Genomic DNA, 25,466 nt, shown 5'->3' on the forward strand with positions numbered 1-25,466 from the left:
ATCCTCCTGAATTGATATTTATTTTAACATCAATCCAAGAGGATATATAGCTCTTTTAGAGTTTACACAGAATTAATTACAGTCTCAACAATTCCTTAATTTAATGTAACTTTCTCCAACAAAAAAAGATGGACGAAATATTTTTCCTCTTCCATCCATCTATTGTCACGCGTCAAATTAATATTCCTACCTACTGTACATATACCGCAGATTAAATTTAACTTCCTTCATATTGTACCTACTCTAACGTGCTGTTTTTACGGCACGTTTTTATCTGTCCTATTGACCATTCCCCTCTTATCATTTATAGTCAATTCTGTCACTAAAAAACAAAAAAGAGAAGAAACAGCCCCGACCAAAGTTCGTTCCTTCTCCATACCATACAATGAGTGCTGCAAGCAGGTCTTACAGGATCTATGTCCTAATGTTTTACGCCTGTCTCGTAAGCAGTCATCTCAATGCAACTATTATGATAAGAAAAACTCACTGTTTTGCAAGCTGATTCGTATAAAAACCTCATCTAAATTTATTTTTGATTCCTACATGGCTAAATTTCAACCGGAATTGGAAACCTGTCCCACCTGCGGCAGTTGCGGCAACTGCCATGTTCATGCTTATTACGACCGCTCCGTAATCGATTTTCGGAAGGGTCGGAAAGTAGTGGATAGTCTCTGTGTTCTCCATTTTGTCTGTGACAGTTGTAATCATACCCATGCCATACTTCCTGACGTATTGATTCCGTATGCCTGCCATTCCCTGATGTTCATCCTGCGCGTGCTAGGAGAATGGTTTCTTGATCGATCTACGATAGAACACCTTTGTAACAGATTTTCCATCACCCCGGTTCAACTTTACAAATGGCTGAAGCTTTGGAAAAAGCATAAACAGCAGTGGCTTGGTATCCTGGTAGATTTCGAAACCTCAGATGCTGCTTTTCTGAAAAGCCTTGCGATCTCAGATTTTTATTCTGAATTTAGTATGCCTTTTATTCAGAAATTCGCCTGCAACTTTTTACAGTCACATAAGAATCCCATCGTTGAGCACCCAAAAACTGCACAATACTGCCAGTCCATATTCAAACCCGATTATTCCATCTGGTGACCACATGACCGTATATGGCGTTCCCTTTTCTGTCTGGTTATGATAAATACAAACCAGAAAAGGAGGGCTTTTCCATGCCAAAAGATATTGAAACAATCAAAAATGACGCTGCTGTTGCTCAGTTTCGCTTTGCACTTATAGCTCCTGTTGTGCAAGGGCTTTATCCTGATGCCTCAGCTACCGCTTATTACAAACGCGTCATCAAAAATCCGCTGACGCTTCCTAATGGTTCTTCCATTGACAACCTATGCTTTGATGTTCCTATGCAGTTCATTTCAGCCAAAGTTGACATTCGTTTTCTTCCGGATGACATGGATTCCGCTTTTGTTCTTTTCGAAAACGAGAAGTTTCCTCTCCACCGGACCAACCGGAATGAGAACTGCCATACGAAACGCAACAACCTTAGCGTAAAAAATATTGAGGCAGTAGGATTAAAAGAATTCTTAGGCGGTATCACTCGTATTTCTAGCTCTCCATATAGTTATGGATTCCTCAGTATCCATCCATATCAATATTTGAAGCCCTTATTTTCTAAAATTAACGACGAAAAGTCGCTTCTTAGTTTTTGCAAACGGTACGCAGATTGGCTTCTTGAAGAATATGGAGAAAATTACGGCTACGAGGAAGAAATATATAGAAAGGAAGGTTTACTTGCAGATTATAGTATTAATGAAGATTATGATTACTTTCACTATATTAATCGGTGAATACGGCGTAACATCATGGTATGGTAATGTACAGACACAGTTCGACAGCAACAACCAGCCGGTTGGAACCACCTATCACCCAGTTCTTAAAGACACATACGACAACGCATTAATGCGTAAATAGGTCTTTTATAGCCACTGCCACCATAAGGTGGCAGTGGTAATTAGTAAGATTTACAGAAATTGGGAAATTGGAATTTTTAGAGAATCTATTTTCACGATATGATAAAAAAATCATGAAATGGATTTGACGAAAAAACAAATTTCCCAATTTTTTTTCTGTAAATGTCAAATGTGCTGGAACTACTGACTAACTGGCAAATATAATACAAGTAATTTACTCTGAGCATCCACCTTTGGCGTGGGTGCTCTTTGTTTCATGAGGATATTATCGTCTCATGTCTAATCATTCAGGATACATATGATACTGAATTGAAAATTGTCGTACTGTGTGATAAAATGACAGCCATGGAACCCACGACAGGGGGTGGCATCCTCCCGAGCCAATGGACCGGTTTACCGGAATACATAGGAAGGGAGGTGGCGCTGATGACAGCTTATGAGATTCTTTCGATTTTCATTGAGATATTAGCTCTGCTGATGTCCTTTGGCAGCTTAGTTATTGCGTTGCTTGCCTTTCTCGACAAGAGAAACAAGCGAAAATAAAAATGCCTACTCTGTCGCAACCAGAGTAGGCGTCTCTATTTAGAGAAACAAGCTAACTCGGGAAACTCCACCTTTTGGAGTGGGGCTCCTAAGAGGCATCTGTTACAGCAGGTGCCTTTCTTTATGCTTAATATATCACAATAAGCGGATGATTTCAACTTCCTTTATTAGGAAATCGAATGGATACTGCTGTATAAAAAAACAAATGGTTTCGTGTACAATTTTCTTGCAGCCATTTTGGTTAAAAATATCGTGGAAAGGAGTAATTTGTCATGAAAAAACTGTATACGAAAAGAAGCCACATTTTTTTATACAGTTTTGTTTTGGGATATATATAAATATTTCACTATGTTACAAGATACACCCCATTATCCTATCAGCAACAGAGCACATACCGCAGCGTATCCTCTGTTGCTGTTCTTTTTTCACCATCGCTACCCTGTGATTCTTGGAATTAGAAAATATAAACTTTATAGGAAGGGTAGAAGCCAAGCAAACAGAAGTGTATCATTTTATCTGCTTTTGGCTAGGTAAGATAGGTTAATTAGTCAGAAAATATTTGCACTGATGGAACAGCGTGGGATGACTCAGAAAAAATTTCTAAACAGACTGAAATATCGCAAAGTACGATAAGTGATAAGAAAAGGAAAAAGACAAATCCATCAGCAGATAAAATATTAAAAATATGTGAGGTACGCAGATGGAAATATGCTTCGGATAAAGTGTGAAGAGGTAGAGGCTGCTCTGAGGACAACAGAGCAGTCACTGGCAAAGTTACATAAATTATTGGATAATAAGTCGATAGAGTATGTTGAAATGGGTCTATCCGGGGAGATGCAGGCATATTGCGATATATGGTTAAGGGGATGTTCGGAACGATTGTGCAGGGGATTTGAAGAAAGGGTATAATTGGGCTACGGCGGAGATGATGGCTACTCTATTCTTCTTACAGAAACCACAATGTCTGTTTTGAAAAAAATAAATCCGGAATGTGAGATCAGGCAGCTTGGGAACACAACATTATCAAGTGCATGGACCGTAGCAATGGCAAACGGACAGCAGCCGTCAGCACCGGAAGATTATATAGAGGTTGAAAAATAAAAGTGGGAATAGAACAAGTAATAACAAAAAGAAAAAAGATTATAGTGCCATTGTTCTTTTTAATTCTTATCTTTTTAAGCTTAATTTTTGTAAAGCTCCTTTTGAACAGGATGAACAGCTATATCGCGGAAAACGGGAAAAGCAGTATGGGAGCTGTTGTTGAACAGATACAGCAGACCTATGATCTGCAGGTGAATGGATACTACAGCCAGCTGCATTTGCTTGAGGATTCTCTTATTCAAGAGGAAGTGAGATCTATTGAACTGGATAGAAACAAGAAGTTCTTTGAGGCATGGCAGAAAGAATCTGAAAGTACACTTATATTTCTCCAGGAAAATGGAAAGGCAATCACCACTGATGGAACAAAACTTCGGGTTGATATGCCAAGTAAATGTTTGTTGGATTTGAGGAACGGATATAATATTGGAAAATTGGTTTCTCTTGATTACAACCAGAAGAAAAAAGATGGTTATCTGGTTGCAATTCCATGTCAGGAATATACGATTAATGGGGAAACTTATACGGCAATTGGAACCTTGTATGATCATTCAAAATTAGATTCCATGTTAAGTGTGAAAAGCTATAACGGGAATGCGTATCTGTTTATGCTGGATAACGACGGAAATATTACTTATACAAATCAGATAGAAGATAAATTTTTTAGGAACTATTTTTTGTTAAAGCATTTAAAAGGAGATCAGGCTATTACTGAGGAAGAGGCTGATTCTCTTCAAAAAAAGCTGGATGGCAGAGAACAGGGGGTAGAACTTCTGGGAAGTGACAAACCTTACTATCTGGGATACTGTCCGATAGAAAATAATAATACCATGCTGATCTGTATTGTAGAAAAGAGTGTTGTAGATAATGTACTGAAAGATTATCAGAAAACAATAGTGTTTGAAACAATACTCATGGCAGGTTTTATACTTTTGCTTTTTGCCGGATTATTCTGCAGTATTTCTAGACGCAGTCTTGCTGAGCAAAAAGCTGAATATGAAAAAAGAAATAATGAGATTCAGACGCAGGCAATGAAGGAAATGGAGGAGTCCAATAAAAAACTGAAAAAAGCAAAGGACATTACAACAGAAGCCTTGCAGACCGCTGAAAATGCAAATAAGGCGAAAACAGATTTCCTGTCCAATATGTCACATGATATTCGTACACCAATGAATGCAATTATCGGCATGACATCATTGATCAGACATGATGCCGGTAATAAAGCGAAAGTAATAGAGTATGCAGATAAAATAGACATTTCATCACAGCATCTGTTAGGAATCATTAATGATGTTTTGGATATGAGCAAAATTGAGGCAGGAAAAACAGTTTTTAAGTATACCGATTTTTCCATCTTGGATTTTATTACAGAACTCAATACCATATTCCATTCACAGATAGACGAAAAAAATCAGACTCTTACAATCATAAAAGAAAACATCCGGCACGAGTGGGTGAACGGAGATCAGGTTCATCTGATGCAGATTTTCAGCAACTTGGTTTCTAATGCAGTGAAGTACACGCAGGAAGGTGGAAAAATTCAGTTTCTGGTAGAAGAATGTGAGACAAAGTCATCTGTCTACGCAAAGTATCGTTTCTTAGTCAGCGATAATGGCATGGGAATGTCGGCAGATTTCAAAGATACAATTTTTGATGCTTTTACTCGTGCTGAAAGTTCTATGACGAATAAGATACAGGGAACTGGTCTTGGAATGGCTATTACCAAAAATCTGGTTGAAGCAATGGGAGGCAGCATTGATGTGGAGAGTGAACTGAGCCAGGGAAGCTGTTTTGAGGTTCTTATAGATTTGAGAATAGCAGAAGATAGATTTGTTTCTTCAGCAGAACAGGCAGAAAAGGATGAACCGGCTGGCAATGTCCTGAAAGGAATGAGGTTTCTGTGTGCAGAGGACAATGAGCTAAATGCAGAAATCCTGATGGAATTGTTAAAGATTGAGGGTGCAGAGTGTACAATCTGTGAAAATGGTAAAAGGGTCTTAGAGGCATTTGAGCAGTCTGCTTCGGGGGATTATGACATGATCCTGATGGATGTGCAGATGCCGGTTATGAATGGTTATGAGGCAACAAAAGCAATCCGAAGAAGCTCCCATGAACTGGCAATGACAATTCCGATCATTGCTATGACCGCCAATGCGTTTTCTGAGGATATTCAGCATTCTCTGGCAGCCGGTATGAATGCCCATGTTTCAAAACCGGTTGAGATGAAGGTATTGGAAAAGACGATCAGAAGCATAAAATCCGGCGGGGGGCATCGAAATGCAGGTCATTGAACAGTGATAAATGGAAAGTAAAAAGTGGAGATTGCTCCCAAAGGCTTGATGTATTTCTACAGAATACAGGATGTGCGATGGCAGCTGGCACAGGATGCTTTTTATTGTAAAAAACGGGATGAGTCTGGAAATGTAACCCATGTTTTATGTACAGTCCGTAGTATTAGCGATTCCAAGAGACGTGAAGAGAATCTTAACTTTGCAGCGGAAGCAGCAAAGCGGGAAGCTGAAATGAAAACAAGGTTTCTGGCAACGATGAGTCAGGATATTATTAATAATCGTTTTTTGGAAGAGTCGGTATTTGCTATTGCCGATGGATACTGCGTGATCAATCTCACAAAGAATGTCGTACGTGGTTCCATGTATCAGGTAATTAATGGGAAAAAATATAATCTGAATGAACAATTAGGTTTGCCGGAAAATAATTGAAAACATAAAGAGAATTTTGTGTGAATATTGTGTGTAGTGGTTGCAACTTCTCAAATCCGTATACCTATTTTTCACGTCCTGTAGGATATTATAACGTAAATGTAAAACTGGCAGGTATTTCTGCTGAATAAGACAGCAAATCCTAAAATGAATTCTTAAAAGAATTATATTGTTATATGATTTCGTAAGTGATATACTTAAACATAAGGAAAACCGTGTGAAATTACAGTTTGCTTTTTGCACGGTTTCTTTTACACATGATAGTTAGTTAAAACTAACAATAGAACGATGTGAAAGTACTTTTGACTATACAGAAAGGAATACATAATGCTAATGAATGTTTTTGAAGGTATACTGATTCCATTTGTTGGAACAATGCTGGGTGCAGCATGCGTGTTTTTTATGAGAAAAACACTTAGCAAGTTACTGCAACGTGCACTTGCAGGGTTTGCAGCAGGTATAATGGTTGCTGCTTCAATCTGGAGTCTTCTGATTCCGGCAATTAAACAATCTGAGAATATGGGAACTTTATCGTTTGTTCCGGCAGTTGTTGGGTTCTGGATTGGTATATTGTTTTTACTCGCACTTGATCATTTGATTCCGCATCTTCATGTTGGAAGTGATCAGGCAGAGGGACCGAAAAGCAAACTTGGCCGTACTACGATGATGGTGTTGGCAGTTACATTACATAATATCCCTGAAGGTATGGCAGTTGGTGTAATGTATGCAGGATTTCTTGCTGAAAATGCACAGATTACAGCAACAAGTGCACTTGCTTTATCACTTGGAATTGCTATCCAGAATTTTCCGGAAGGAGCGATTATATCCATGCCGCTTAGGGCAGAGGGTGAAAGTAAGAGAAAGGCATTTCTGGGAGGTGTACTTTCAGGAGTCGTTGAACCGATTGGAGCGGTAATGACGATTCTTGTCGCACAGCTGGTAATCCCGGTATTACCATATTTACTCAGCTTTGCAGCAGGAGCTATGTTATATGTCGTGGTTGAAGAACTAATTCCGGAAATGTCTCAGGGACAGCACTCGAATATCGGTACGCTTTTCTTTGCACTTGGATTTAGTTTGATGATGATCTTGGATGTGGCACTGGGGTAAGAGGAGAGGAATGATTCTTATGAGAATATTGATTTATGGTGCTGGTGTGATTGGAGAAAAAAGCATGAAAAATGAAGAATATAAAAAATTGTCAATTAAAGAGTTTACAAAAGCAGCAGGAAGATATGAAAGTAACCATGCTGGCATTTACGAAATGTGCAAGAAGGATTATCCGGATATTCTGGAAGAATTAGAGAAGGAGCCATTTAGAGATTTATTGGATGCAGGCTGCGGACCTGCACCAATGATTTCTTTATTAGCAGAAAAACATCCAGACCGGCATTATACAGGACTGGATCTGACTCCGGCAATGATTGAACAGGCAAAAAAGAAAAATATTCCAAATACAACATTTTTTGTGGGAGACTGTGAGAACTTTCCTTTTGAAAAGGATTCATTTGATGCAATTATTTGTTCTATGAGCTTCCATCATTATCCGGATCCACAGGCTTTTTTTGACAGTGTGAAAAGATGTCTTCGCCCAAATGGAAGATTGATACTGAGAGATGTGACGAGTGACAATAAAGTATTGGTATGGCTAATGAATACATTGGAAATGCCGTTGGCAAATATATGCGGACATGGAGATGTCCAAGTGCCAACAAGAGATGTGGTCATAAAATGTTGCAAAAAAGCAGGATTAAAAGTAGAAAAATTTGAAATTCGTAAAGGTATGCGAATGCATTGTGTTGTGAGAAAAGCTATGGAAAAGGCGATAGGAAATGAAAGATAAGTATCTTAGGGAAACACGAATGGTTGATTTTTCTAATCCGGCAATTCAAAAACTTATTCAAAATATGAAATGGAAGGAAATGGGTGAATTTGAAAGGATTAAGGCAATCTACAACTATGTAAGAGATGATGTTTTATTTGGATATAATATTGATGACGGAATTTCAGCTTCAAAAGTACTTGCAGATGGTTATGGACAATGTAATACAAAAGGAACTTTATTTATGGCACTTTTACGTGCCTGCAATATTCCATGCAGAGTACATGGCTTTACGATTGATAAAAGATTGCAGAAAGGGGCTATGACCGGGTTTGTTTATCGTAATGCTCCAAAAAGTATTTTCCATAGCTGGGTAGAAATTAATTTCGAAAATCAGTGGTACGAACTGGAAGCTTTCATTTTGGATAAAACCTACATAAAGAAGTTACAGGAACAAAATTCGGAATGTACAGGTGCATTTTGCGGTTATGGAGTAGCAGTCAAGGATTTCAGAAATCTCATTATTGAGTTTGATAGGAACAATACTTATATTCAGAGCGAGGGAATCAATCAGGATTTTGGTGTTTATGATTGTCCAGATGAACTGTTGAAGGAACATCATCAAGAAATTTCAGCCTTTAAAGCATTTGCTTATAGACATATTGGAAGACACCTCATGAATCGTAATGTCAGGAAGATTAGAGAACGATAGTTTTAAGCTTTTAGAATTAAAATTAAATTTGGAGGGTAATATGGCAGACAAAATACAAAATGCTTATGAAACATCAAAAAATATATATGACGATGTTCTTACGCAAAGAAATATTTTCAGCAAACTGTATATTAAGTTATTTTGGAGTGGCACTGACGATAATGATATAGCACGAAAAGGTTTATCATATGTTCCTGATGACTTTTCAGGAAATCTTCTTGATGTTCCGGTTGGAACTGCTGTATTTACGGAAAACAAATGGATTTCTCTGAAAACTGCACATATTACTTGTATTGATTACAGCATGGATATGCTTGAACAAGCCAGAAAAAGACTTGGTAGTCATGCGCATATCAAATGTATTCAGGGGGATGTGGGGAACCTGCAAATGGAGAATGAATCTGTTGATACTGTTGTCAGTATGAATGGTTTTCATGCATTTCCTGATAAGCAAAAAGCATTTCATGAAATATGGCGTGTTTTGAAACCAGGCGGCGATTACATTGCCTGTTTTTATATCAGGGGAAAATCGAAACGGACAGATTGGCTGGTAAAAAATATTCTTGCAAAGAAAGGGTGGTTTTCTCCACCGTTTCAGACGGAGAAAGAGCTGAGAGATATCCTTCAAAAACTATATAAAGAAACGGATATCCATGTTGACGGTTCTATGGTATATTTCCGTTGTGTGAAGTAATGCAATGATGCTGGATTTATAATAAAGTTTCAGATGTGTGAAAGGAGAAGAAATTTGAATGTAAATGAAATTGCAAGTCTTGGAAGTAATGTGAAGCCTGTGATTCAGAATGAGAATTGAAGAATGACAGAAAAATATGCCTTACTCTTTTACACTATAAAAATCGTAAGCTTTTCCGCATCCACATGGATATCACATATAGCAGCCTATCACATATTGGAGGGTTTAAGGCTCCGCCTGACAGACCGGTTTCTGAAAGCACCATTAGGAGATGTGGAAGGGCACAGTATTGGTGAAATCAAGAGCATTATGGTAGAAAAAATCGAAAATATGGAACCACCCATTGCTCATATGATTCCGGAAGGAAGCGGACATATCCTGCTTCCGGTAATCAGCTTTATCGCTTTGCTTACGCTGGACTGGAGAATTGCACGGACTTCTCTTGTAACCGTTCCATTGTCCTTGGTATTTATGACACTTACCATGATTATCAGCGGAAAAAGTTTCACTCAGTACGATGAATCCAATGCACATATGAACAGTACTATTGTGGAATACATAGAGGGCATAGAGGTTATTAAGGCATTTGGCAGGGTAGGAACCTCTTATGAGAAATATGCAAAAGCAATTTTGGATTATAAGAAATTCGTTGTGAAATGGCTGTCTTCTATCTGGATCACCATGAAAATGACATTCGCCCTGTTTCCATCGACACTGCTTGGAACTTTGCCTGTGGGACTGTATCTGACGATGCATGGTCAGTTGACCATATTGGATGTAAATTGACTTTGTTCGTATTTGGAATTATAATTTAAAGATAGAAATATAATTGATCGTGAATTCACTATAATATGGAGATGAAAGCATGGAATATCTTTCAATCAGTCAAACAGTTGAAAAATGGGGACTGTCGAAACGACGAGTGCAGGTACTTTGCTCTGAAAATAGGATTCCTGGGGTAATGCGTGTCGGCAGCTATTGGGCAATTCCGGCAGATGAGATGATGGGAAGTTGATAGGATATTATGAGAAACATGGATATCGAAATTCAGAGACTATGAAACAATACGATTTATGGTGATGATATGACGAAGGATGAATGGTACAAGCAGTTATTTGAGCGACTGGACAATTCCAAGTTCCGAAGCAGTTTCCATCTAAAGCAGAAAGATATTGATTACATAAACGAAAAAGGACTGGAGAGAATCAGACAACATGCAGAGGATTTTATCTCAAAAAGAGAAGCTCCGGCATATATAGCAAATGATGGCAAGCAGACACCAATGCGTGGTCACCCGGTATTTATTGCCCAGCATGCAACTGCAACATGTTGCAGAGAGTGCATCCGGAAGTGGCATAAAATGCAACCGGGAAAAGAACTAAGCCAAGTGCAGCAGGAATATCTTGTAGATGTAATTATGACATGGATTCAAAAAGAAATGGAGAGGCACTAGTGCAGATATTTGTAGATGCAGATGCATGTCCGGTAGTAGGTATTATCGAGACAATAGCAGAGAAATATAATATTCCAACTACATTGCTGTGTGATACGAATCATATTTTGTATTCTAATTATAGCAAAGTGATTGTAGTAGGGGCAGGAGCAGATGCAGTAGATTATAAACTGATCAGTATCTGCCATAAAGGAGATATTGTCGTATCACAGGACTATGGTGTAGCTGCAATGGCACTGGGAAAAGGTGCATATGCCATTCATCAATCGGGTAAATGGTACACGAATAACAATATTGATCAGATGCTCATGGAACGTCATTTGAATAAAAAAGCCAGAAGAAGTTCCCATAAGAATCATATCAAGGGACCGAAAAAACGAACAGAAGAAGATGATGTAAGGTTTGCACAGTCTTTTGAAAAAATGCTCATGATGGTACAGGAGAAATTTCAAAAGAATACTAAAACAATGGAGACAGGGGAGATGCAGTTATGAGAACATTAGGAAATATTCTCTGGTTTATATTTGGAGGAGTGTTAGGTGGACTGGCATGGATTTTTGCGGGATGCATATGGTGTATTACGATTATTGGAATCCCAGTGGGACTGCAATGTTTCAAATTTGCATCTCTAGCATTCTGGCCTTTTGGAAAAGAAATTGTATATGAAAATGGAATGTTCTCATTTTTGGTGAATTTAATTTGGATCCTGTTCTTTGGCTGGGAAATGGCATTGGGGAATCTGATAATTGGTTTTCTTTGGTGCATTACGATTGTTGGAATTCCATTTGGGAAGCAGTTTTTTAAAATGGCAAGACTTTCTTTCATGCCATTTGGTGCAAGTATGATAGGGTAGAGCAATAAAACAGATTAAATGGAAAAGCAAGAGGCACCGTTAAGTAGGTACCTCTTCTTTTGTGCACCTTGCGGCGCACGTTTCGAATGGGTGAAAGTCCCTAATCCGCCCTAGTAGACAGCTTAACAAACAACTGAAAATTGGAGGTATATTGATCACAATGGTGGATAACCGAACGAACTATGTAAGAGATATATCTGATTTGATTCTTGATACATATGGAAACCAGATTAAGATTTTTCCACAAAGTATTCCATTTTCAGTACGAGCAGCTGAGATCAGTGCAGAAGAAATCAGCATATTTGAGCATGATCCAAAAGGAAAAGTAGCGGCTCATATTGGCAGATGACACAGGAGGTGCTTTTAGATGAAAGGTAAAAGTGCATCGAAGATAAAACTGACATCCTATGATGAATTAGTTGGTGGAGGAGAAGAAACGAACGATATCCAACAGGTTGCACTTGAGCATTTACATTCTTTCGAGAACCATCCATTTCAAGAATAATTATATCGTAGGAGATACTGATAATTTCCGTTATTTGGAAGAGGAAGACAGATAAGAATACGAACATGGTAAAACCTACTATTCACCAGTCAGTTTAAATATTGATTTGATCTTAAGTGATGAACAGTTAAAAAATGGTTGGGATACTGATTATTTGGGTATGTATGAAAGTATGGAAGAATATCAGTCAGCGCAAGGATATAAGGTTAATCTGATACAAGATAATAATGGTGACGAGAAATTAAATGAGGGAGTTGTTTCAGAAAAAATTGCAGTATTTGTTTCAAACGGAATAAGATATACGTTAAAAGGGCGTGTATCAGTTGATACAATGAAATAAATTTATTAAATATTCTAAAATGTGAAGAGGGTATATCTGCTGAAATGGATATACCTTCTTTTTGGGTAATTAAGTTGAGGCTAAAGGATGGACTGAATCTAAAAAGTACAGTAAAATCTACATTAGAAATGTTATCGGGAAATATTCGTGGAGGGGAACTAAAGGATGAAGAATGAAATTGTATTATTTACAGATGGTGATGTTAATATAGAAGTTCAAATCAATCCTGAGCAGGAGACAGTTTGGCTGACGCAAAAACAAATGGAAGTGTTGTTTGATGTTAAGCACGCTACAGTAAGCGAACATATTTCAAATATTCTTGTTTCAGGAGAACTGGATGAGACTTCTGTCGGTTTTTCCGACAGAAGTACAGGGGGACGAAAACCCAAAATTTATAATTTGGATATGATTTTGTCTGTCGGATATCGAGTTAATTCTAAAAGAGGTATAGCTTTCAGAAAATGGGCAAATAATGTTCTTAAACAGTTTATTTTGAAAGGCTATGCAATCAATGAAAAGCGTCTTCAGGCGCTTAAGAAAACAGTTGATATTCAGTCAAGGATGCTTGCAGATGCACTTGATATAGAGGAGAAAGATGTGCTCAGAGCTGTGAATGAATACACAGATGCATTGATTCTTCTGGATCAATATGACCACCAGGCATTAAGTAAGCCAAAGGGAAGTACTCCAGTATACCGCATTACTTATGAAGAGTGTGTTCAGATGGTTGGTCAGATGAAGGATTCTTTTGAAACAGATGTATTTGGTGTAGAAAAAGAGGCTGGTAAGGTACAAGGAATTATTGCCGCAGTTTACCAGAGTGTATTCGGACAGGATGCGTATCCATCCTTGGAAGAGAAAGCGGCGAATCTATTGTATTTTATGATAAAAGATCATCCATATGCAGATGGTTGTAAAAGAATTGCCGCATCACTGTTCTTGGAATTTTTAGACAAGAACAATGCGTTGTTCTTGGATGGAGAGAAGAGACTCAGTGATGGAACGTTAGTAGCAATTACATTGATGATTGCAGAATCAAAACCAGAAGAAAAAGATGTGATGGTAAAACTGATAATGAATCTATTGAAATTATAGTGGCATTGCATCGCTTTTATATTACAACAGTATATAATGAGATGAACTAACCTTGTGCCCACTGGGCACGAAGTTGGTTCAGTCACTATGGTGTCAGGAGAAATCCTGTAGCAAGTGGGGAATGGTTCGACTCCATTCCTCATTTTTTCGTGCAGAAAAACTATTCATGATAATATTTTGTCTTTCCACCAAGAAGAATTTGTGCAAAATGAATTTACAGACAGAGACGAGCTTCGATGTTTCTTGCTGGCAGTGTCTGGAATATATAGGATACAGTAATAAAAACTGTAAAGTTGTATATGAATCCGCTATATAAGCTCTTTATTTTATCTGGCAAACTCGGCTTAAAAAATCATATTCTACCTTCGAGGGGTATGCTTTTCTTCTCAAATAGAGTACGATTAATATAAGAAGGAGGTGCGATGGATGGATCTTATCAAAATCGGAAAATACATTGCAGGCAAGCGAAAGTCCCTGGGGATGACACAAAAGCAACTGGCAGAAAAATTAGGTATGAGTGATAAGTCTGTTTCTAAATGGGAGCGAGGAGTTTGCCTTCCGGATGTATCTGTTTATAAAGAACTTTGTTCGATTCTTGGTATTAGTCTCAACGAGTTTCTGGCAGGAGAAGATATAGTCCAAGAGAACATGATTCAGAAGTCAGAAACAAATATTATTGAAGTGATCCGAGACAATATAAATAAACAGAAATGCCTGAAGGTTATGAAATGTATATTATTAGTTATAGCTATTTGTGCAGTATCAATAATCGGATTTACCATATACCGTTTGAAAAAACCGCAGAATTTCATTGCGCCTCTTGCAGAGGATAGTATAGAAATGCAGACGGCAAAACTGCTTGCTGGACCGGATGGAGCATTCATCTACAAGTTTATCACAACGGATGAATATAAAAAACTCAGATTACATATTCACCGATATGAATCAGGAAGATTAAGTAATCAGGACAAAGTTGAAATAGGATTTGAAGATATTGGTTCACCAAAAAGTGGTGAAATCGTAATGGTGCCTGATTTTGACAATTATGTAATTAAACTAATTATTTCTGGAGATGGTAGTAAGTTGTCAACCGAAATTCCTATTTTAGAAAATGTAGAAGATAGAGAATACTATGGTAGATCCGCAACTGAAATACAAAATATCGTAGATATCCGATATAATAAGCAGCAGCCACTTATTGCCTTTCTTTATGATGATGAAACAATGAGTGTTCCGGCTTTAGATGATCTTGTAAATAGCCAAACAGAGTTTATTTCAAATAACGATTATGTGTATTATGTGGCATTTGAGTTTTGTAAGTAATAGACACATACATACGGAGAAGTAATGACAATAATGGCTCTGACCAGGGGGATATGGAGCAACGATTATTTTGCGGTTAGTTCTTTGATTTGCATGGTTATGGCTATTTATTCAGGACATAAAATGCTTTCTGGGAAAAAGAAAACCAAGAAAGAATTGGCGAATGCAGAAAATGAATAATGAACCAACCTTGTGCCCACTGGGCACGAAGTTGGCACAGTCACTATGGTGTCAGGAGAAATCCTGGCATCTTTTTTATGTCTTTTTACACTTTAAAAAATAATTTAAAAAAATTTCTAAAATCATGTCCTATAAGGTGAATGACCGTCAGTATGATTAATATAATTTCGTGATCCACGGTTAGGCTTTTTGATATTTTTCCTTACAATGTTTGGGAATATGGTATTTCATAAAAGGCATATGTCAAAAATATTATTGACATATGCCTTTTATAAGGCTATTATATAAGAAAAGCGAGAAAGGAGCAGTTTATGCCGAGACCAGTAAAATGCAGAAAAGTCTGTCATTTTCCCCAAATTTTAGAATTCCTTCCGGCAGGTGATACGGAGAAAAAAGCACCCATTGTTCTGACAGTAGATGAGTATGAGACAATTCGTCTTTTGGACAAGAATGGTTATAGTCAGGAGCAGTGTGCAGTATCTATGCAGATTGCAAGAACAACGGTTCAACGAATTTATGAGATTGCCAGGAAGAAAATAGCAGATGCACTCATTGATGGACATCCACTTAGAATCGAGGGTGGGGATTTCAGAATTTGTGATGGTCAGAGCAGCAACTGTAGATTTGGAGGCTGTTACAAACAGGAAATTTACAAAAAATATGCAGAAGAAAAAGGAGAAGGTATCATGAGAATAGCAGTAACATATGAAAATGGACAGATTTTCCAGCACTTTGGACACACAGAGACATTTAAGATTTACGATGTAGAGGAAGGAAAAGTAGTACATTCAGAAGTAGTAGATACGAATGGAAGCGGACATGGCGCATTGGCAGGAGTTCTTAATGCATTGAACGCAGATGTTTTGATCTGTGGCGGAATCGGAGGCGGTGCACAGACAGCGTTAGCGGCAGCCGGTATTAAGCTTTTCGGAGGAGTTTCCGGAGATGCGGATAAAGCAGTAGAAGCTTTTATCAATGAAACACTTGATTATAATCCGGATGTTAAGTGTTCTCACCATGAGCATAACCACGGGGAAGGACATACATGTGGCGAGCATGGATGTGGAAGCCATAGCTGTCATTAAGAAGAATAGCAATAATAATACGAAGGATGTGCTAAGGTAATAGAGAAGTTACCGTAGTGCATCCTTTTTGTGTTAGTTTCCGGAAAGATAATTTGTATTTTAAGGACAATAGTTAAAGTTTGTGGATGTTGTGACAAACCTTATATATTGATTATGTCTTTTTTCTTACTTGCGTACTATGAACTTAAGAAAAAAATGTTGACGGAAAGCAGGAAGATATAATTTGGAAGGTAGATTATGATATACTGTAAACAAGATATAGTGCAAAACGTAACAGAAAGGAGTATGCACAGTGTCAGAGAAAAAGAAATTTACAGTATACGTCGGAAGTGTAGCACTATGCGTAGGTGTGGCAGTTCTGCTGCATTATGTGTCATTTACCAATCCTTATCTGCAATCCGTTTGTCATCTTTTAAGACCTTTTATTTATATAGGACTTTATCTGGTATGGGCGGTTTCTTTTCAAAAAAGGATTATCCAAAAGGAAGCCAGGCGTTGTTTAATAATGATTGCAGCGATGATAGTTTTTTGGATGCTCATTCGTATGTGTAAATTTGAAATACCGTATGAGATGCCGACAGCATTGCGCTATGCCTGGTATCTTTATTATATTCCTATGGTGTTGCTGCCCACGGTCAGTCTTTATCTGGCATTTTATATACGGCAGCCGGAGAATTATAAATTACCGGAAAGACGATGTCTGCTGTTTTGTCCGGCATTGTTTCTGATAGGGATTGTATTAACGAATGATCTGCACCAGTTAGTTTTTACTTTCCCGGAGGGGAGACTGGGGGAAGCAGCTTCCTATGAAGTAGGCGTCTATGGATATGGAGCAATGTATTATGCTATAGTCGCCTGGGATCTTGGCTGTCTGCTGGCAGCACTCTTGATTATTCTATTAAGATGCAGAAAAATTAAAAACAGGAAAATGCTTTGGATGCCTTTTGGTGCTTATGGATTGTCGGTTGTCTATGGCATCGCCTATTATCTGAATCTGCCCTTTTGGAAAATATTTTCAAGCGATATGACGGCTGCATTATGCCTTTTGTTTGCTTTGATCATTGAAAGCTGCATCCAGTGCGGATTGATCCCTTCCAATACAGGATACGCACAATTATTTGCAGCATCTACAATTTCAGCACAGATTACAGATCAGAGTGGAAAATACATTTATCAATCGCAGGATTCGGAATATATTGCGCCGGAAATCGTAAGACAGGTAGTTCAAAGCCCGATCATGTTGGAAAATGGAATCAGACTGTCGGGAAAACCAATTTTGGGAGGCTATGTCTTGTGGAAGGAAAACCTGTCGGAATTACAGGAAATCGTAAGAGAGCTTGAAGACAGGAAGGAAGAATTAAAGGATGCGAATCTGATTGAGGAAGAAAATCTGAAAACAAAAAGAGAAGTAGAAAAACTTTCTGTGAAGAATCAGCTTTATGATAAAATACAGAAACAGACGGCAAGGCAGAGTGCACTTTTGACGGAATTCATTGAAGCATATTCTATGGAAGAAGATGAGAACGAAAGGAAAAAAATATTAGGGAAGATAGTTGTGATCGGAGCCTATATAAAAAGGCGTAGTAATCTTATTTTTATTGCGGAGCAGACCGTAAAATTTCCGATCAGAGAGTTGGAGTTATGCTTCAGGGAAACGATAAAGAATCTGGAATGGAATCATGTTGAGGCAGGTTTTTCTACCGCTTTAGATGAAATACGAAGTGAAGATGCTATGCAGATTTATGATTTTTTTGAAGCGGTTATAGAAGAATCTTTGGAAGATCTGTCGGCATTTACTGTAAATCTGAAACGCAGAGAGGAGCGGATCGTCATGTCTATGAGTGTGGAATGTAAAACAGATCTGCGGGAAATTGCCGGACGATATGGAGCTTATGCGGAGCAGGATTTTGACGGAGCATGGCTGCTTTCTCTGATTCCGGGAGGAGGTAGCGGCAAATGATAAAAACATTTGAAAACTGTTCGCCGGAGTATCAGATCACGATCATTTGCTTTTTTATTTTTTTGACTTTGCTGTATATGATTCTGGTTATTTATGAAGGAACAGGAAAAAGACAAAGAAAGATGTTGCTGCAGGATAGTGCATTGCTTATAGTTATTTTCCTTATAACATCCGGCTTGTGTGCGCGGCAACGGATGTTTAAAATACCATATGTGATTTTAATTGTTATGGGAATTTGTGGTTTTTTATATGTAGGAATGAAGATCTTTGGAATTCATAAGTACCGCAAGAACTGCCTGAGGGAAAATGCAGTTCAGGAGAGTCTGGACAATTTGCCGAGCGGAATTGTTTTTTTTGATGGGAACGGAATGCCTAAACTGATGAATCGGAAAATGTATCAAATTTGTCAGAATCTGGCGGGAAGAGATATACAGAATATTACAGAACTGAAGGAAGCACTGGAACATCCTCTGAAAGAGAATGTATTTTATGATGTTGATTTGAAAGTATACTGCTTTGCGGATGGAAGCGTGTGGAAATTTTCAGAGAAAGAGATTACTACGACAGCCGGAGATCGATTCTTTCAATTTCTTGCTTCTGAAGTGTCGGAATTATATCGGAACAAAGTATTGCTGAAGGAAGAAAATCAGAAACTTCAGGAAATGTCTGTGGCTATGAAAGAACTTTCTAAGAATGTAATAACTCTGACCAGAGAAGAAGAAATGTTATCTATGAAAATGAGAGTGCATGATAATCTGGGATATAGTGTCCTGGCGGCACAGCGGATGTTGATGCGGGAATCAGAAGCAGACCGGGATATTTTCCGTTCGCAATGGAAGCAGACATTAGATTTGCTGAATAAAGATAACGAGTCTGTGGAAGGCGAACAACTGCACAGGCAGGTGCAGGAAAGAGCGAAGACTTTGGGTGTGAAAATCATTTATACAGGAGAAAAAGTCTGGGAATCTCATATTTCCGAACTGATAGATACAATACTTTTGGAGGCGCTTTCCAATTGTGTCCGCCATGCCGGGGCAAGCGAACTGTATGTAAAATCCGGCAGTGAGGAACAAGAGTGGATTATAGTAATCACAGATAATGGACAAAAAACGGAGAAGAATGTCAAAGAAGGAGGAGGATTATCCGGTATACGAAAAAGGGTGGAGCAATATGGAGGTACATTGAGAATCGGTGCGGAGTCAAAATTTTCGATAATCGTTAAGATACCAAAGGAGGTGCGGAGATGATACGGGTATTAATCGTGGAAGACCAGCGTATGGCTCGGGAAGATATGGAAAATTATATCCAGTCCAGTGGGAGATATTGTCTGGCGGCATCTATCACAAACGCAGCTATGGCAGAAACCGTATGCAGGCAGAGCAAATGTGAACTTGTCTTGATGGATGTCTGTACGGAGAATGATGAGAGTGGTCTTGTGGCAGCAGAGAAGATTAAAAGGACCATGCCTCAGATAAAAATAATTATCGTGACTTCTTTAGTAGAGTGCAGTTTTATTGACAGGGCGCGGAAAGCGGGAGTAGAAAGCTTCTGGTATAAAGATGCCGGTAAAGAGGAACTGTTGGAGGTTATGGATCGCACGATGAAAGGGGAGAGCGTGTATCCGGATGCTCCACCGGTTGTGATGATCGGAACAGCGAAAAGCTGTGATTTTACACCGGGGGAATTAGCAGTTCTGCGATTAGTGGTGGAAGGAGAATCCTATAAAAAAATTGCAGAAAGTTTGTGTATATCACCGGAGACTGTAAAATGGCATATCAAGAATATGCTGCAGAAAACGAATTTTGATTCCAAAACGAAATTGGCGGTAGCTGTTACAAAGAAAAATCTGATTATAAACGGATTTTAAAAACAGCATTTTACTACCCACATGGGGAGTGTTTAAATCGCTGAAAACCGTTATCATATATTGTGTAAAAGTGTCTTAATCCTAGGATATTATTTTTGTTGAGATGTCAGATGCTTTATAAGATACTGTCTGGAAGGGAGAAAAATAATATGAGATATATTATGAGAAAAATCTGCTTGTTCCCGGTAATGATTGCGGTCATAGTTTTTACAGGGTGTGGGCAGAAGAAAAACGAAGATCCGGTAACCGTTACATTATGGCATGTATATGGCGGACAGACAGAATCGCCATTAAACGATCTGATTGATGAATTTAATGAAACGATTGGAAAAGAGAAAAATATCCGGGTACAGGTTGGCAGTGTTACAAATACGAATACGATACATGAAAATGTGCTGGCATCCGCATTTGGAGATCCGGGGGCTTCCAAACTGCCGGATATGTTTGTTTCCTATCCCAAGACAGTTCTGGCGATGCCAGATGATACGGAGCTTGTAGATTATTATGATTATTTTACAGAAGAAGAACTGAACGAATTTATTCCGGCCTTTTTGGAAGAGGGTGTCATTCATGAAAGACTTTCCATTTTGCCGGTAGCAAAATCAACGGAAGTTATGTTTATCAATAAAACAGCATTTGATCGTTTTGCAAAAGAAACAGGAGCGAAGATGGAAGATTTAAAAACATGGGAAGGACTCTTCGCAATGGCAGAACAATATGCTGCATGGACAGATAACCAGACGCCGGACATTCCTGGTGATGGAAAGAATTTTTTCGTTCATGATTATCATTTTAACTATTTTCAGGTAGGTGTAGAATCCCTGGGTGAAAATTTCTTTAAAGGAGAAAATCTGGCTTTCGGACCGGAATTTCAAACAGTGTGGGAACCTTATGCAAAAGCGGCACTGTCCGGAGGAGTATGGCTTCGCGGCGGTTATGCGACGGAACCTTTGCGAACGGGAGATTCGATTGTATCGGTGGCTTCGTCAGCCAGCGTGTTGTATTATTCAGACGAAGTTACGTATGCGGATAATACATCGGAAAAAGTAGAGATTGTTTCCATGCCATGTCCCGTATTTGCCAGGGGAGAAACGATGGTCATGCAGCGGGGTGCCGGTATTTGTACGGTAAAATCTACACCGGAAAAAGAAAAAGCCTGTATTACGTTTCTTAAATGGCTGACGGAGGCCCAAAAGAATGTGGAATTTGTGACCAGTCTTGGATATATGCCGGTAAAGCAGGAAGCTTTCGATGTTTACCTTCCGGAGGCGATCGAGAAGTTAAGTGATCCGATGTATGTATCCCTGTATCAGGCTTTTTTAAAGACGCAGGAGAACTATACATTTTATACTGCTCCGAAATTGGATTCCTATCTGGATCTGGAAACAAAGTTTGAAGAACTTATCAGGCAAACCCTGTCAGTAAAGCGGTTGGAGTGGCAGGAACATCCGGAAAATATGGATAAACTTGTTTCAGAGACATTAGAGGATTTCAAAGCAGCATACACACAATAATGTCTGCCGGATCGGCAAAAGAGGTGGCTGACATATGGGAGAAAAGAGAATAAATTTCCGGAAGATTATAAAAGGAATAAAGAGACAAGGCATCCGTATGCAGCAAAGACTGATTGTTTATTGGTGCGTGGTGATTTTAACACTTTTTTTAGCGACAGTTCTGTTACTGAGTATTATTGGAGTTCTTCCGGGAATGGATTTTAAAGTACGGGAAATGTTGTCTGCCCAACAGAAGAATACGTTGTCAGCGATGACAGAGCAGACCGACATTATGATGGCAAGAAGTATTTCTTTATCGGAAGATATTACAAAAGAATTGAATCAATGCCTGACAGCCAATGGAAAGACATTTTCAGATTTGAATGATAATCCTCAGCTGATCATGGATTTAGAATCTGCACTGTATCCCTCCTTGAAATCTGCATTGGATGTGAAGTATTGCAGTGGAGTTTTTGTTGTATTGGATGCAACGGTAAATACGAAGACGGAATATGCAGATACATCACGCATGGGAATCTACCTGCGCCTGTCTGATTTAAAGGCAGTAAATACAAGCAAACAGCACGTAGTTTTTTTCAGGGGAAATGCTGATATTGCAAGAGCAGAGCAGGTACAGCTCCATAACCGTTGGAATTTAGAATTTGATACGTCCGCATTGCCGGGTTATGAACAGATTATGCAGTTTGATGGGAACCGGCTGGTAGAGAGCTGCCTGTGGACAGACCGGCTGGAGCTGAGTGACACATGGGAGGATGTGCAGCTTTTATATGTCCCGGTTTTAGACAGTACCGGAAAAGTACGCGGTTTGTGCGGTATGGAGATGAGTAATCTGTATTTCAGGCTGTCTTATCCTATGGTGGAAGGTTCCTGTGGAAATATAGTGACAGTACTGGCTCCTATGGACAAAAAAGGAAACATCTATCTGGATAAGGCGATGTTCGGAGATACAAAGGAAACGTATCTTTCACCATCAGGAACGATGACAGTGAAGAAAGGAAAGTATTATAATACATATTCTACCGCTTTTGGGAATTATATAGGCAGGCATGAACTGCTTGAATTGAAGAGTTGTAATGGGATGCCGCTTGCGGCACTGACATTGATATCAGAAGCGAATTATGAAAAATTAACAGCGGACAATCGAAGGGACTGGATCATCGGTACGTTGTTATTCCTGATTTTATTATTGGTTGTTTCTGTCAGTATGTCCCGTCGTTTTGTGAAGCCGATTCTTCGGAGTTTAAAAGCACTGCAGGAGGATACGCTGACAGATGAAAATTTATCAGGAATTTCAGAAGTGGATGCACTGGTTGATTTTATGCAGAAAAAAAGAAATACGGAGAAACTGGAAAATGGAGGCATTCCTCCGAATATAGAAGAAATGCTCAAGGCGTTTGCTTTGCGCGTGGAAACTCTGACTCCGTCAGAGAGGATGGTTCTTCAGTATTATGTTGATGGATATACGATACAGGAGATTGCTTCATTGCTTTATATCAGTATTGGAACAGCTAGAAAGCATAATACAAATATGAATCGAAAACTGGGAATAACTGTCAGAGAGGAATTAATGCTGTATATTGAGTTGTTTCGAAAATGCGATCAGTTAGATAAGCTGACATATAATAGAACTGAGTAAAAGAAAAAGAGTCTGTACAGGCTCTTTTTTAGTTTGACCGACGATATCGTTTACATTTTTACAAAAAAGAAATTGCGTATATATAGTAGATAGATAAAAAAGAAACACTATATATAGTATACTAATCGTTCGTATTTTGGAAAATAAGCAAAATATACGAATGGCGACCATAGTATTTGCTTTCCGTATCTGTTACGCTTTCATTACGAAATGGTGGCCGCCCGATAAAAGAAAAAAATAATGGTGATAGAGCAAGGAGGTTAACAAGGAGGTTGAAATGTGGAATATATTACGAAAAAGGATTTAATAGATTGTTCTACACCGGATGAGTTTTGCTTTTCACTATGCTGCATGGAATGTAAAACAGTATGGAAAAGCACACCAATTCGTTTTTCCAAAGCGGGGAAAAAACCGGAAAATGAAAATCGGAAGATTATTTATGATACGCTTTATGACCGGGAAAAGAATTTAGCATTTCAAAAAGCATTGAATCAGGCGAAAGAAATATTTAATATTTGTCCGATATGTAAGCGTCTTGTATGTGACCATTGCTTTTTGATCTGTGATGATCTGGATATGTGTGTGCAATGTGCCGCAAAACTTAATGAAAAAGGTACTGTTGTAGGATAAAAACGAAAAAAGAAAAACGAAAAAGAAAGGAGAACTTTACTATGAAAAAATATGAGATTTTAGGAGGAAATTTACCAGTTGTCGTATGTGAATTAGCAGCAGGAGAATCTATGATCACAGAAAGTGGAAGTATGAGCTGGATGAGCCCGAACATGAAAATGGAGACGGTTTCCGGTGGCGGAATGAAGAAAATGTTCGGCAGAATGATGTCTGGTGATTCTGCGTTTCAAAACAGATATACCGCAGAAGGTACAGACGGAATGATTGCATTTGCATCAAGTTTTCCGGGAGCAATCAAAGCGCTGGAGATTAGCAGCGGTCACTCCATGATCGTGCAGAAAAGTGCATTCCTTGCTTCAGAAGAAGGCGTGGAACTGTCCATGCATTTCCAGAAAAAATTAGGAAAAGGCATATTTGGCGGAGAAGGTTTCATTATGCAGAGATTGAGCGGAAATGGAACTGCATTTGTAGAAATTGACGGACATGCAGTGGAATATGATCTGAGTGCCGGACAGGAAATATTGATCAGTACCGGGTACTTAGCGGCAATGGAAGAAACCTGTACGATGGATATTGTAACCGTAAAAGGAGTAAAAAATATGCTGATCGGAGGAGAGGGCATTTTTAATACTGTTGTTAAAGGACCGGGAAAGGTGATCTTACAGACAATGCCAATCAGCAAGGTGGCAGAATTGCTGACTCCGTTTTTTGCAGATAAGAAGTAGTTAAAAGGGGAGAGGCTTATGAGAAAAAAGTTGAATTTGTTATTAGGATTAGTGTTTATCATCAGTATGGCAGCACTGACCGGGTGTGGAGGCTCCGGAAAAGCAGGAGAGAAGAATCCATATGAAGGAAAATGGGTAGCGGTCTCCGCTCAAACGATGGGAATATCCGTCAGTGTAGATGAAGCTTTCGGTGGTGATTTTGAATTTGAAGTGAAAAATGGAGGAAAAGTATCCTTTTCAGTCGGAGACACTACCGGAAATGGAAAATGGTCTGTCGAAGATGATCAGTTTACCTTGAGCATCGAAGGAGAAAAAATGGTGGGAACCATCGGAAAAGATATCATTTCTTTTGACGACATGCTGGAGATGGGAGTAAAGGTGATTTTTGCAAAGGATGGAACCGATGCAATGGATCCTTCGCTCTATCTGACAGAGGAGGAAAGTGCAGTCATAGGTAAGTGGGCTTCTGAAAGCGTAGAAGAACTTTTAGGAGACGGACCGCAGACTTCTATGGAAGGAGTAGACAACATCAATGATGCACTGCGTCTTGATTTCAAAAATGACCGTAATGTAACAGTTATTTATAAAGGAGAAGAGATAGGGACATTCCCATGGTCAGTTGCACTGGGGTATTGTGCGATTGAATCAGATAACCCATCTCTCTCAGTGGCGATAAATGATGATGGCACGTTGAAAGTAGATTACAGTAATGACGAAGACTACTACACATTTCATTGTGTGAAAAGTGACGGTGAATAGTTGAAACGGATGTGGAAAGCG

General features: G+C 38.8%; 32 protein-coding genes. 31 read left to right on the top strand and 1 reads right to left on the bottom strand.

Annotated features, from left to right (window positions below; translation table 11 throughout):
- Positions 1-516: 516 nt before the first annotated feature.
- Positions 517-714, bottom strand: a complete 198-nt coding sequence (locus tag OCV72_RS08120) for a hypothetical protein (RefSeq protein ID WP_055283055.1) — start codon at positions 712-714, stop codon at positions 517-519.
- On the opposite strand from OCV72_RS08120, the gene OCV72_RS16885 reads away from it, so the two are divergent.
- From OCV72_RS16885 to OCV72_RS08270, 31 genes are all read left to right on the top strand, one after another.
- On the top strand, positions 634-1,101 hold the full coding sequence (locus OCV72_RS16885; RefSeq protein WP_416810553.1) for a DUF6431 domain-containing protein: 468 nt from the start codon (positions 634-636) through the stop codon (positions 1,099-1,101). The genes OCV72_RS08120 and OCV72_RS16885 overlap by 81 nt on opposite strands.
- Before the next feature lie 74 nt (positions 1,102-1,175).
- Positions 1,176-1,808: a hypothetical protein gene (locus OCV72_RS08125; RefSeq protein ID WP_055283057.1), complete on the top strand. Its 633-nt coding sequence runs from the start codon at positions 1,176-1,178 to the stop codon at positions 1,806-1,808.
- 549 nt (positions 1,809-2,357) lie between these two features.
- Entirely contained in the window at positions 2,358-2,474 is a 117-nt protein-coding gene (locus tag OCV72_RS08130; protein WP_242827114.1) for a putative holin-like toxin, read from the top strand.
- A 708-nt stretch (positions 2,475-3,182) separates the two neighbouring features.
- Positions 3,183-3,383, top strand: a complete 201-nt coding sequence (locus OCV72_RS08135; RefSeq protein ID WP_242827115.1) for a DUF6061 family protein — start codon at positions 3,183-3,185, stop codon at positions 3,381-3,383.
- Positions 3,384-3,575 carry a hypothetical protein gene (locus tag OCV72_RS08140; protein WP_081021032.1) on the top strand — a complete coding sequence of 64 codons (192 nt, stop codon included), beginning with the start codon at positions 3,384-3,386 and terminating at the stop codon, positions 3,573-3,575.
- A 146-nt stretch (positions 3,576-3,721) separates the two neighbouring features.
- The gene (locus OCV72_RS08145; RefSeq protein WP_055283207.1) at positions 3,722-5,863 is read left to right on the top strand and encodes an ATP-binding protein; all 2,142 of its coding nucleotides are present in this window, start codon (positions 3,722-3,724) and stop codon (positions 5,861-5,863) included.
- A gap of 48 nt (positions 5,864-5,911) precedes the next feature.
- Complete coding sequence (locus tag OCV72_RS08150; RefSeq protein ID WP_055283059.1) at positions 5,912-6,292, top strand: hypothetical protein; 381 nt, start codon at positions 5,912-5,914, stop codon at positions 6,290-6,292.
- A gap of 327 nt (positions 6,293-6,619) precedes the next feature.
- Entirely contained in the window at positions 6,620-7,402 is a 783-nt protein-coding gene (locus OCV72_RS08155; protein ID WP_055283061.1) for a ZIP family metal transporter, read from the top strand.
- Between the two features lie 64 nt (positions 7,403-7,466).
- Positions 7,467-8,135, top strand: a complete 669-nt coding sequence (locus OCV72_RS08160; protein ID WP_055283209.1) for a class I SAM-dependent methyltransferase — start codon at positions 7,467-7,469, stop codon at positions 8,133-8,135.
- Positions 8,125-8,826 carry a transglutaminase-like domain-containing protein gene (locus OCV72_RS08165; RefSeq protein ID WP_015527132.1) on the top strand — a complete coding sequence of 234 codons (702 nt, stop codon included), beginning with the start codon at positions 8,125-8,127 and terminating at the stop codon, positions 8,824-8,826. The genes OCV72_RS08160 and OCV72_RS08165 overlap by 11 nt, the downstream gene beginning before the upstream one ends.
- Positions 8,801-9,520: a class I SAM-dependent methyltransferase gene (locus tag OCV72_RS08170; protein ID WP_226853253.1), complete on the top strand. Its 720-nt coding sequence runs from the start codon at positions 8,801-8,803 to the stop codon at positions 9,518-9,520. The genes OCV72_RS08165 and OCV72_RS08170 overlap by 26 nt, the downstream gene beginning before the upstream one ends.
- Before the next feature lie 123 nt (positions 9,521-9,643).
- Positions 9,644-10,306 carry an ABC transporter transmembrane domain-containing protein gene (locus OCV72_RS08175; protein ID WP_055283065.1) on the top strand — a complete coding sequence of 221 codons (663 nt, stop codon included), beginning with the start codon at positions 9,644-9,646 and terminating at the stop codon, positions 10,304-10,306.
- A gap of 79 nt (positions 10,307-10,385) precedes the next feature.
- Positions 10,386-10,535, top strand: a complete 150-nt coding sequence (locus tag OCV72_RS08180; protein ID WP_155515216.1) for a MerR family transcriptional regulator — start codon at positions 10,386-10,388, stop codon at positions 10,533-10,535.
- A 69-nt stretch (positions 10,536-10,604) separates the two neighbouring features.
- Positions 10,605-10,973 carry a DUF4186 domain-containing protein gene (locus OCV72_RS08185; RefSeq protein ID WP_055283067.1) on the top strand — a complete coding sequence of 123 codons (369 nt, stop codon included), beginning with the start codon at positions 10,605-10,607 and terminating at the stop codon, positions 10,971-10,973.
- The gene (locus OCV72_RS08190) at positions 10,973-11,467 is read left to right on the top strand and encodes a YaiI/YqxD family protein (protein WP_055283069.1); all 495 of its coding nucleotides are present in this window, start codon (positions 10,973-10,975) and stop codon (positions 11,465-11,467) included. Before OCV72_RS08185 ends, OCV72_RS08190 begins: the two co-directional genes overlap by 1 nt.
- Positions 11,464-11,826 carry a YccF domain-containing protein gene (locus OCV72_RS08195; RefSeq protein ID WP_055283071.1) on the top strand — a complete coding sequence of 121 codons (363 nt, stop codon included), beginning with the start codon at positions 11,464-11,466 and terminating at the stop codon, positions 11,824-11,826. The genes OCV72_RS08190 and OCV72_RS08195 overlap by 4 nt, the downstream gene beginning before the upstream one ends.
- A 160-nt stretch (positions 11,827-11,986) precedes the next feature.
- Complete coding sequence (locus OCV72_RS08200) at positions 11,987-12,175, top strand: ParA family protein (RefSeq protein WP_055283073.1); 189 nt, start codon at positions 11,987-11,989, stop codon at positions 12,173-12,175.
- 18 nt (positions 12,176-12,193) lie between these two features.
- Positions 12,194-12,331 carry a hypothetical protein gene (locus OCV72_RS08205; RefSeq protein ID WP_155515217.1) on the top strand — a complete coding sequence of 46 codons (138 nt, stop codon included), beginning with the start codon at positions 12,194-12,196 and terminating at the stop codon, positions 12,329-12,331.
- A gap of 154 nt (positions 12,332-12,485) precedes the next feature.
- Entirely contained in the window at positions 12,486-12,671 is a 186-nt protein-coding gene (locus tag OCV72_RS08210) for a hypothetical protein (RefSeq protein ID WP_055283075.1), read from the top strand.
- 165 nt (positions 12,672-12,836) lie between these two features.
- A complete protein-coding gene (gene rhuM / locus OCV72_RS08215) occupies positions 12,837-13,766 on the top strand; it encodes a RhuM family protein (protein WP_055283077.1) in 930 nt (309 codons plus the stop codon).
- A gap of 426 nt (positions 13,767-14,192) precedes the next feature.
- Positions 14,193-15,089 (top strand): helix-turn-helix domain-containing protein, encoded by an 897-nt coding sequence (locus tag OCV72_RS08220; protein WP_055283078.1) that lies wholly within the window; start codon positions 14,193-14,195, stop codon positions 15,087-15,089.
- A 24-nt stretch (positions 15,090-15,113) separates the two neighbouring features.
- Positions 15,114-15,269 carry a DUF6219 family protein gene (locus OCV72_RS08225; protein ID WP_155515218.1) on the top strand — a complete coding sequence of 52 codons (156 nt, stop codon included), beginning with the start codon at positions 15,114-15,116 and terminating at the stop codon, positions 15,267-15,269.
- 311 nt (positions 15,270-15,580) lie between these two features.
- The gene (locus OCV72_RS08230) at positions 15,581-16,354 is read left to right on the top strand and encodes a DUF134 domain-containing protein (protein ID WP_055283080.1); all 774 of its coding nucleotides are present in this window, start codon (positions 15,581-15,583) and stop codon (positions 16,352-16,354) included.
- A gap of 370 nt (positions 16,355-16,724) precedes the next feature.
- The gene (locus OCV72_RS08235; protein WP_242859242.1) at positions 16,725-18,314 is read left to right on the top strand and encodes a histidine kinase N-terminal 7TM domain-containing protein; all 1,590 of its coding nucleotides are present in this window, start codon (positions 16,725-16,727) and stop codon (positions 18,312-18,314) included.
- Positions 18,311-19,561: a sensor histidine kinase gene (locus OCV72_RS08240; RefSeq protein ID WP_055283084.1), complete on the top strand. Its 1,251-nt coding sequence runs from the start codon at positions 18,311-18,313 to the stop codon at positions 19,559-19,561. The genes OCV72_RS08235 and OCV72_RS08240 overlap by 4 nt, the downstream gene beginning before the upstream one ends.
- Positions 19,558-20,181 (top strand): response regulator transcription factor, encoded by a 624-nt coding sequence (locus tag OCV72_RS08245; RefSeq protein ID WP_055283085.1) that lies wholly within the window; start codon positions 19,558-19,560, stop codon positions 20,179-20,181. Before OCV72_RS08240 ends, OCV72_RS08245 begins: the two co-directional genes overlap by 4 nt.
- Before the next feature lie 149 nt (positions 20,182-20,330).
- Positions 20,331-21,695 (top strand): extracellular solute-binding protein, encoded by a 1,365-nt coding sequence (locus tag OCV72_RS08250; protein WP_242859237.1) that lies wholly within the window; start codon positions 20,331-20,333, stop codon positions 21,693-21,695.
- Between the two features lie 34 nt (positions 21,696-21,729).
- Positions 21,730-23,331 carry a helix-turn-helix transcriptional regulator gene (locus OCV72_RS08255; protein WP_055283087.1) on the top strand — a complete coding sequence of 534 codons (1,602 nt, stop codon included), beginning with the start codon at positions 21,730-21,732 and terminating at the stop codon, positions 23,329-23,331.
- Positions 23,332-23,610: 279 nt separating this feature from the next.
- On the top strand, positions 23,611-23,961 hold the full coding sequence (locus OCV72_RS08260) for a hypothetical protein (RefSeq protein WP_055283089.1): 351 nt from the start codon (positions 23,611-23,613) through the stop codon (positions 23,959-23,961).
- A gap of 41 nt (positions 23,962-24,002) precedes the next feature.
- On the top strand, positions 24,003-24,686 hold the full coding sequence (locus tag OCV72_RS08265) for a TIGR00266 family protein (RefSeq protein ID WP_055283091.1): 684 nt from the start codon (positions 24,003-24,005) through the stop codon (positions 24,684-24,686).
- Between the two features lie 18 nt (positions 24,687-24,704).
- Positions 24,705-25,445 (top strand): hypothetical protein, encoded by a 741-nt coding sequence (locus OCV72_RS08270; protein WP_055283093.1) that lies wholly within the window; start codon positions 24,705-24,707, stop codon positions 25,443-25,445.
- Positions 25,446-25,466 lie beyond the last annotated feature (21 nt).

The sequence above is a fragment of the Dorea amylophila genome (genome assembly GCF_025567265.1).
Taxonomy (GTDB): domain Bacteria; phylum Bacillota; class Clostridia; order Lachnospirales; family Lachnospiraceae; genus Dorea_A; species Dorea_A amylophila.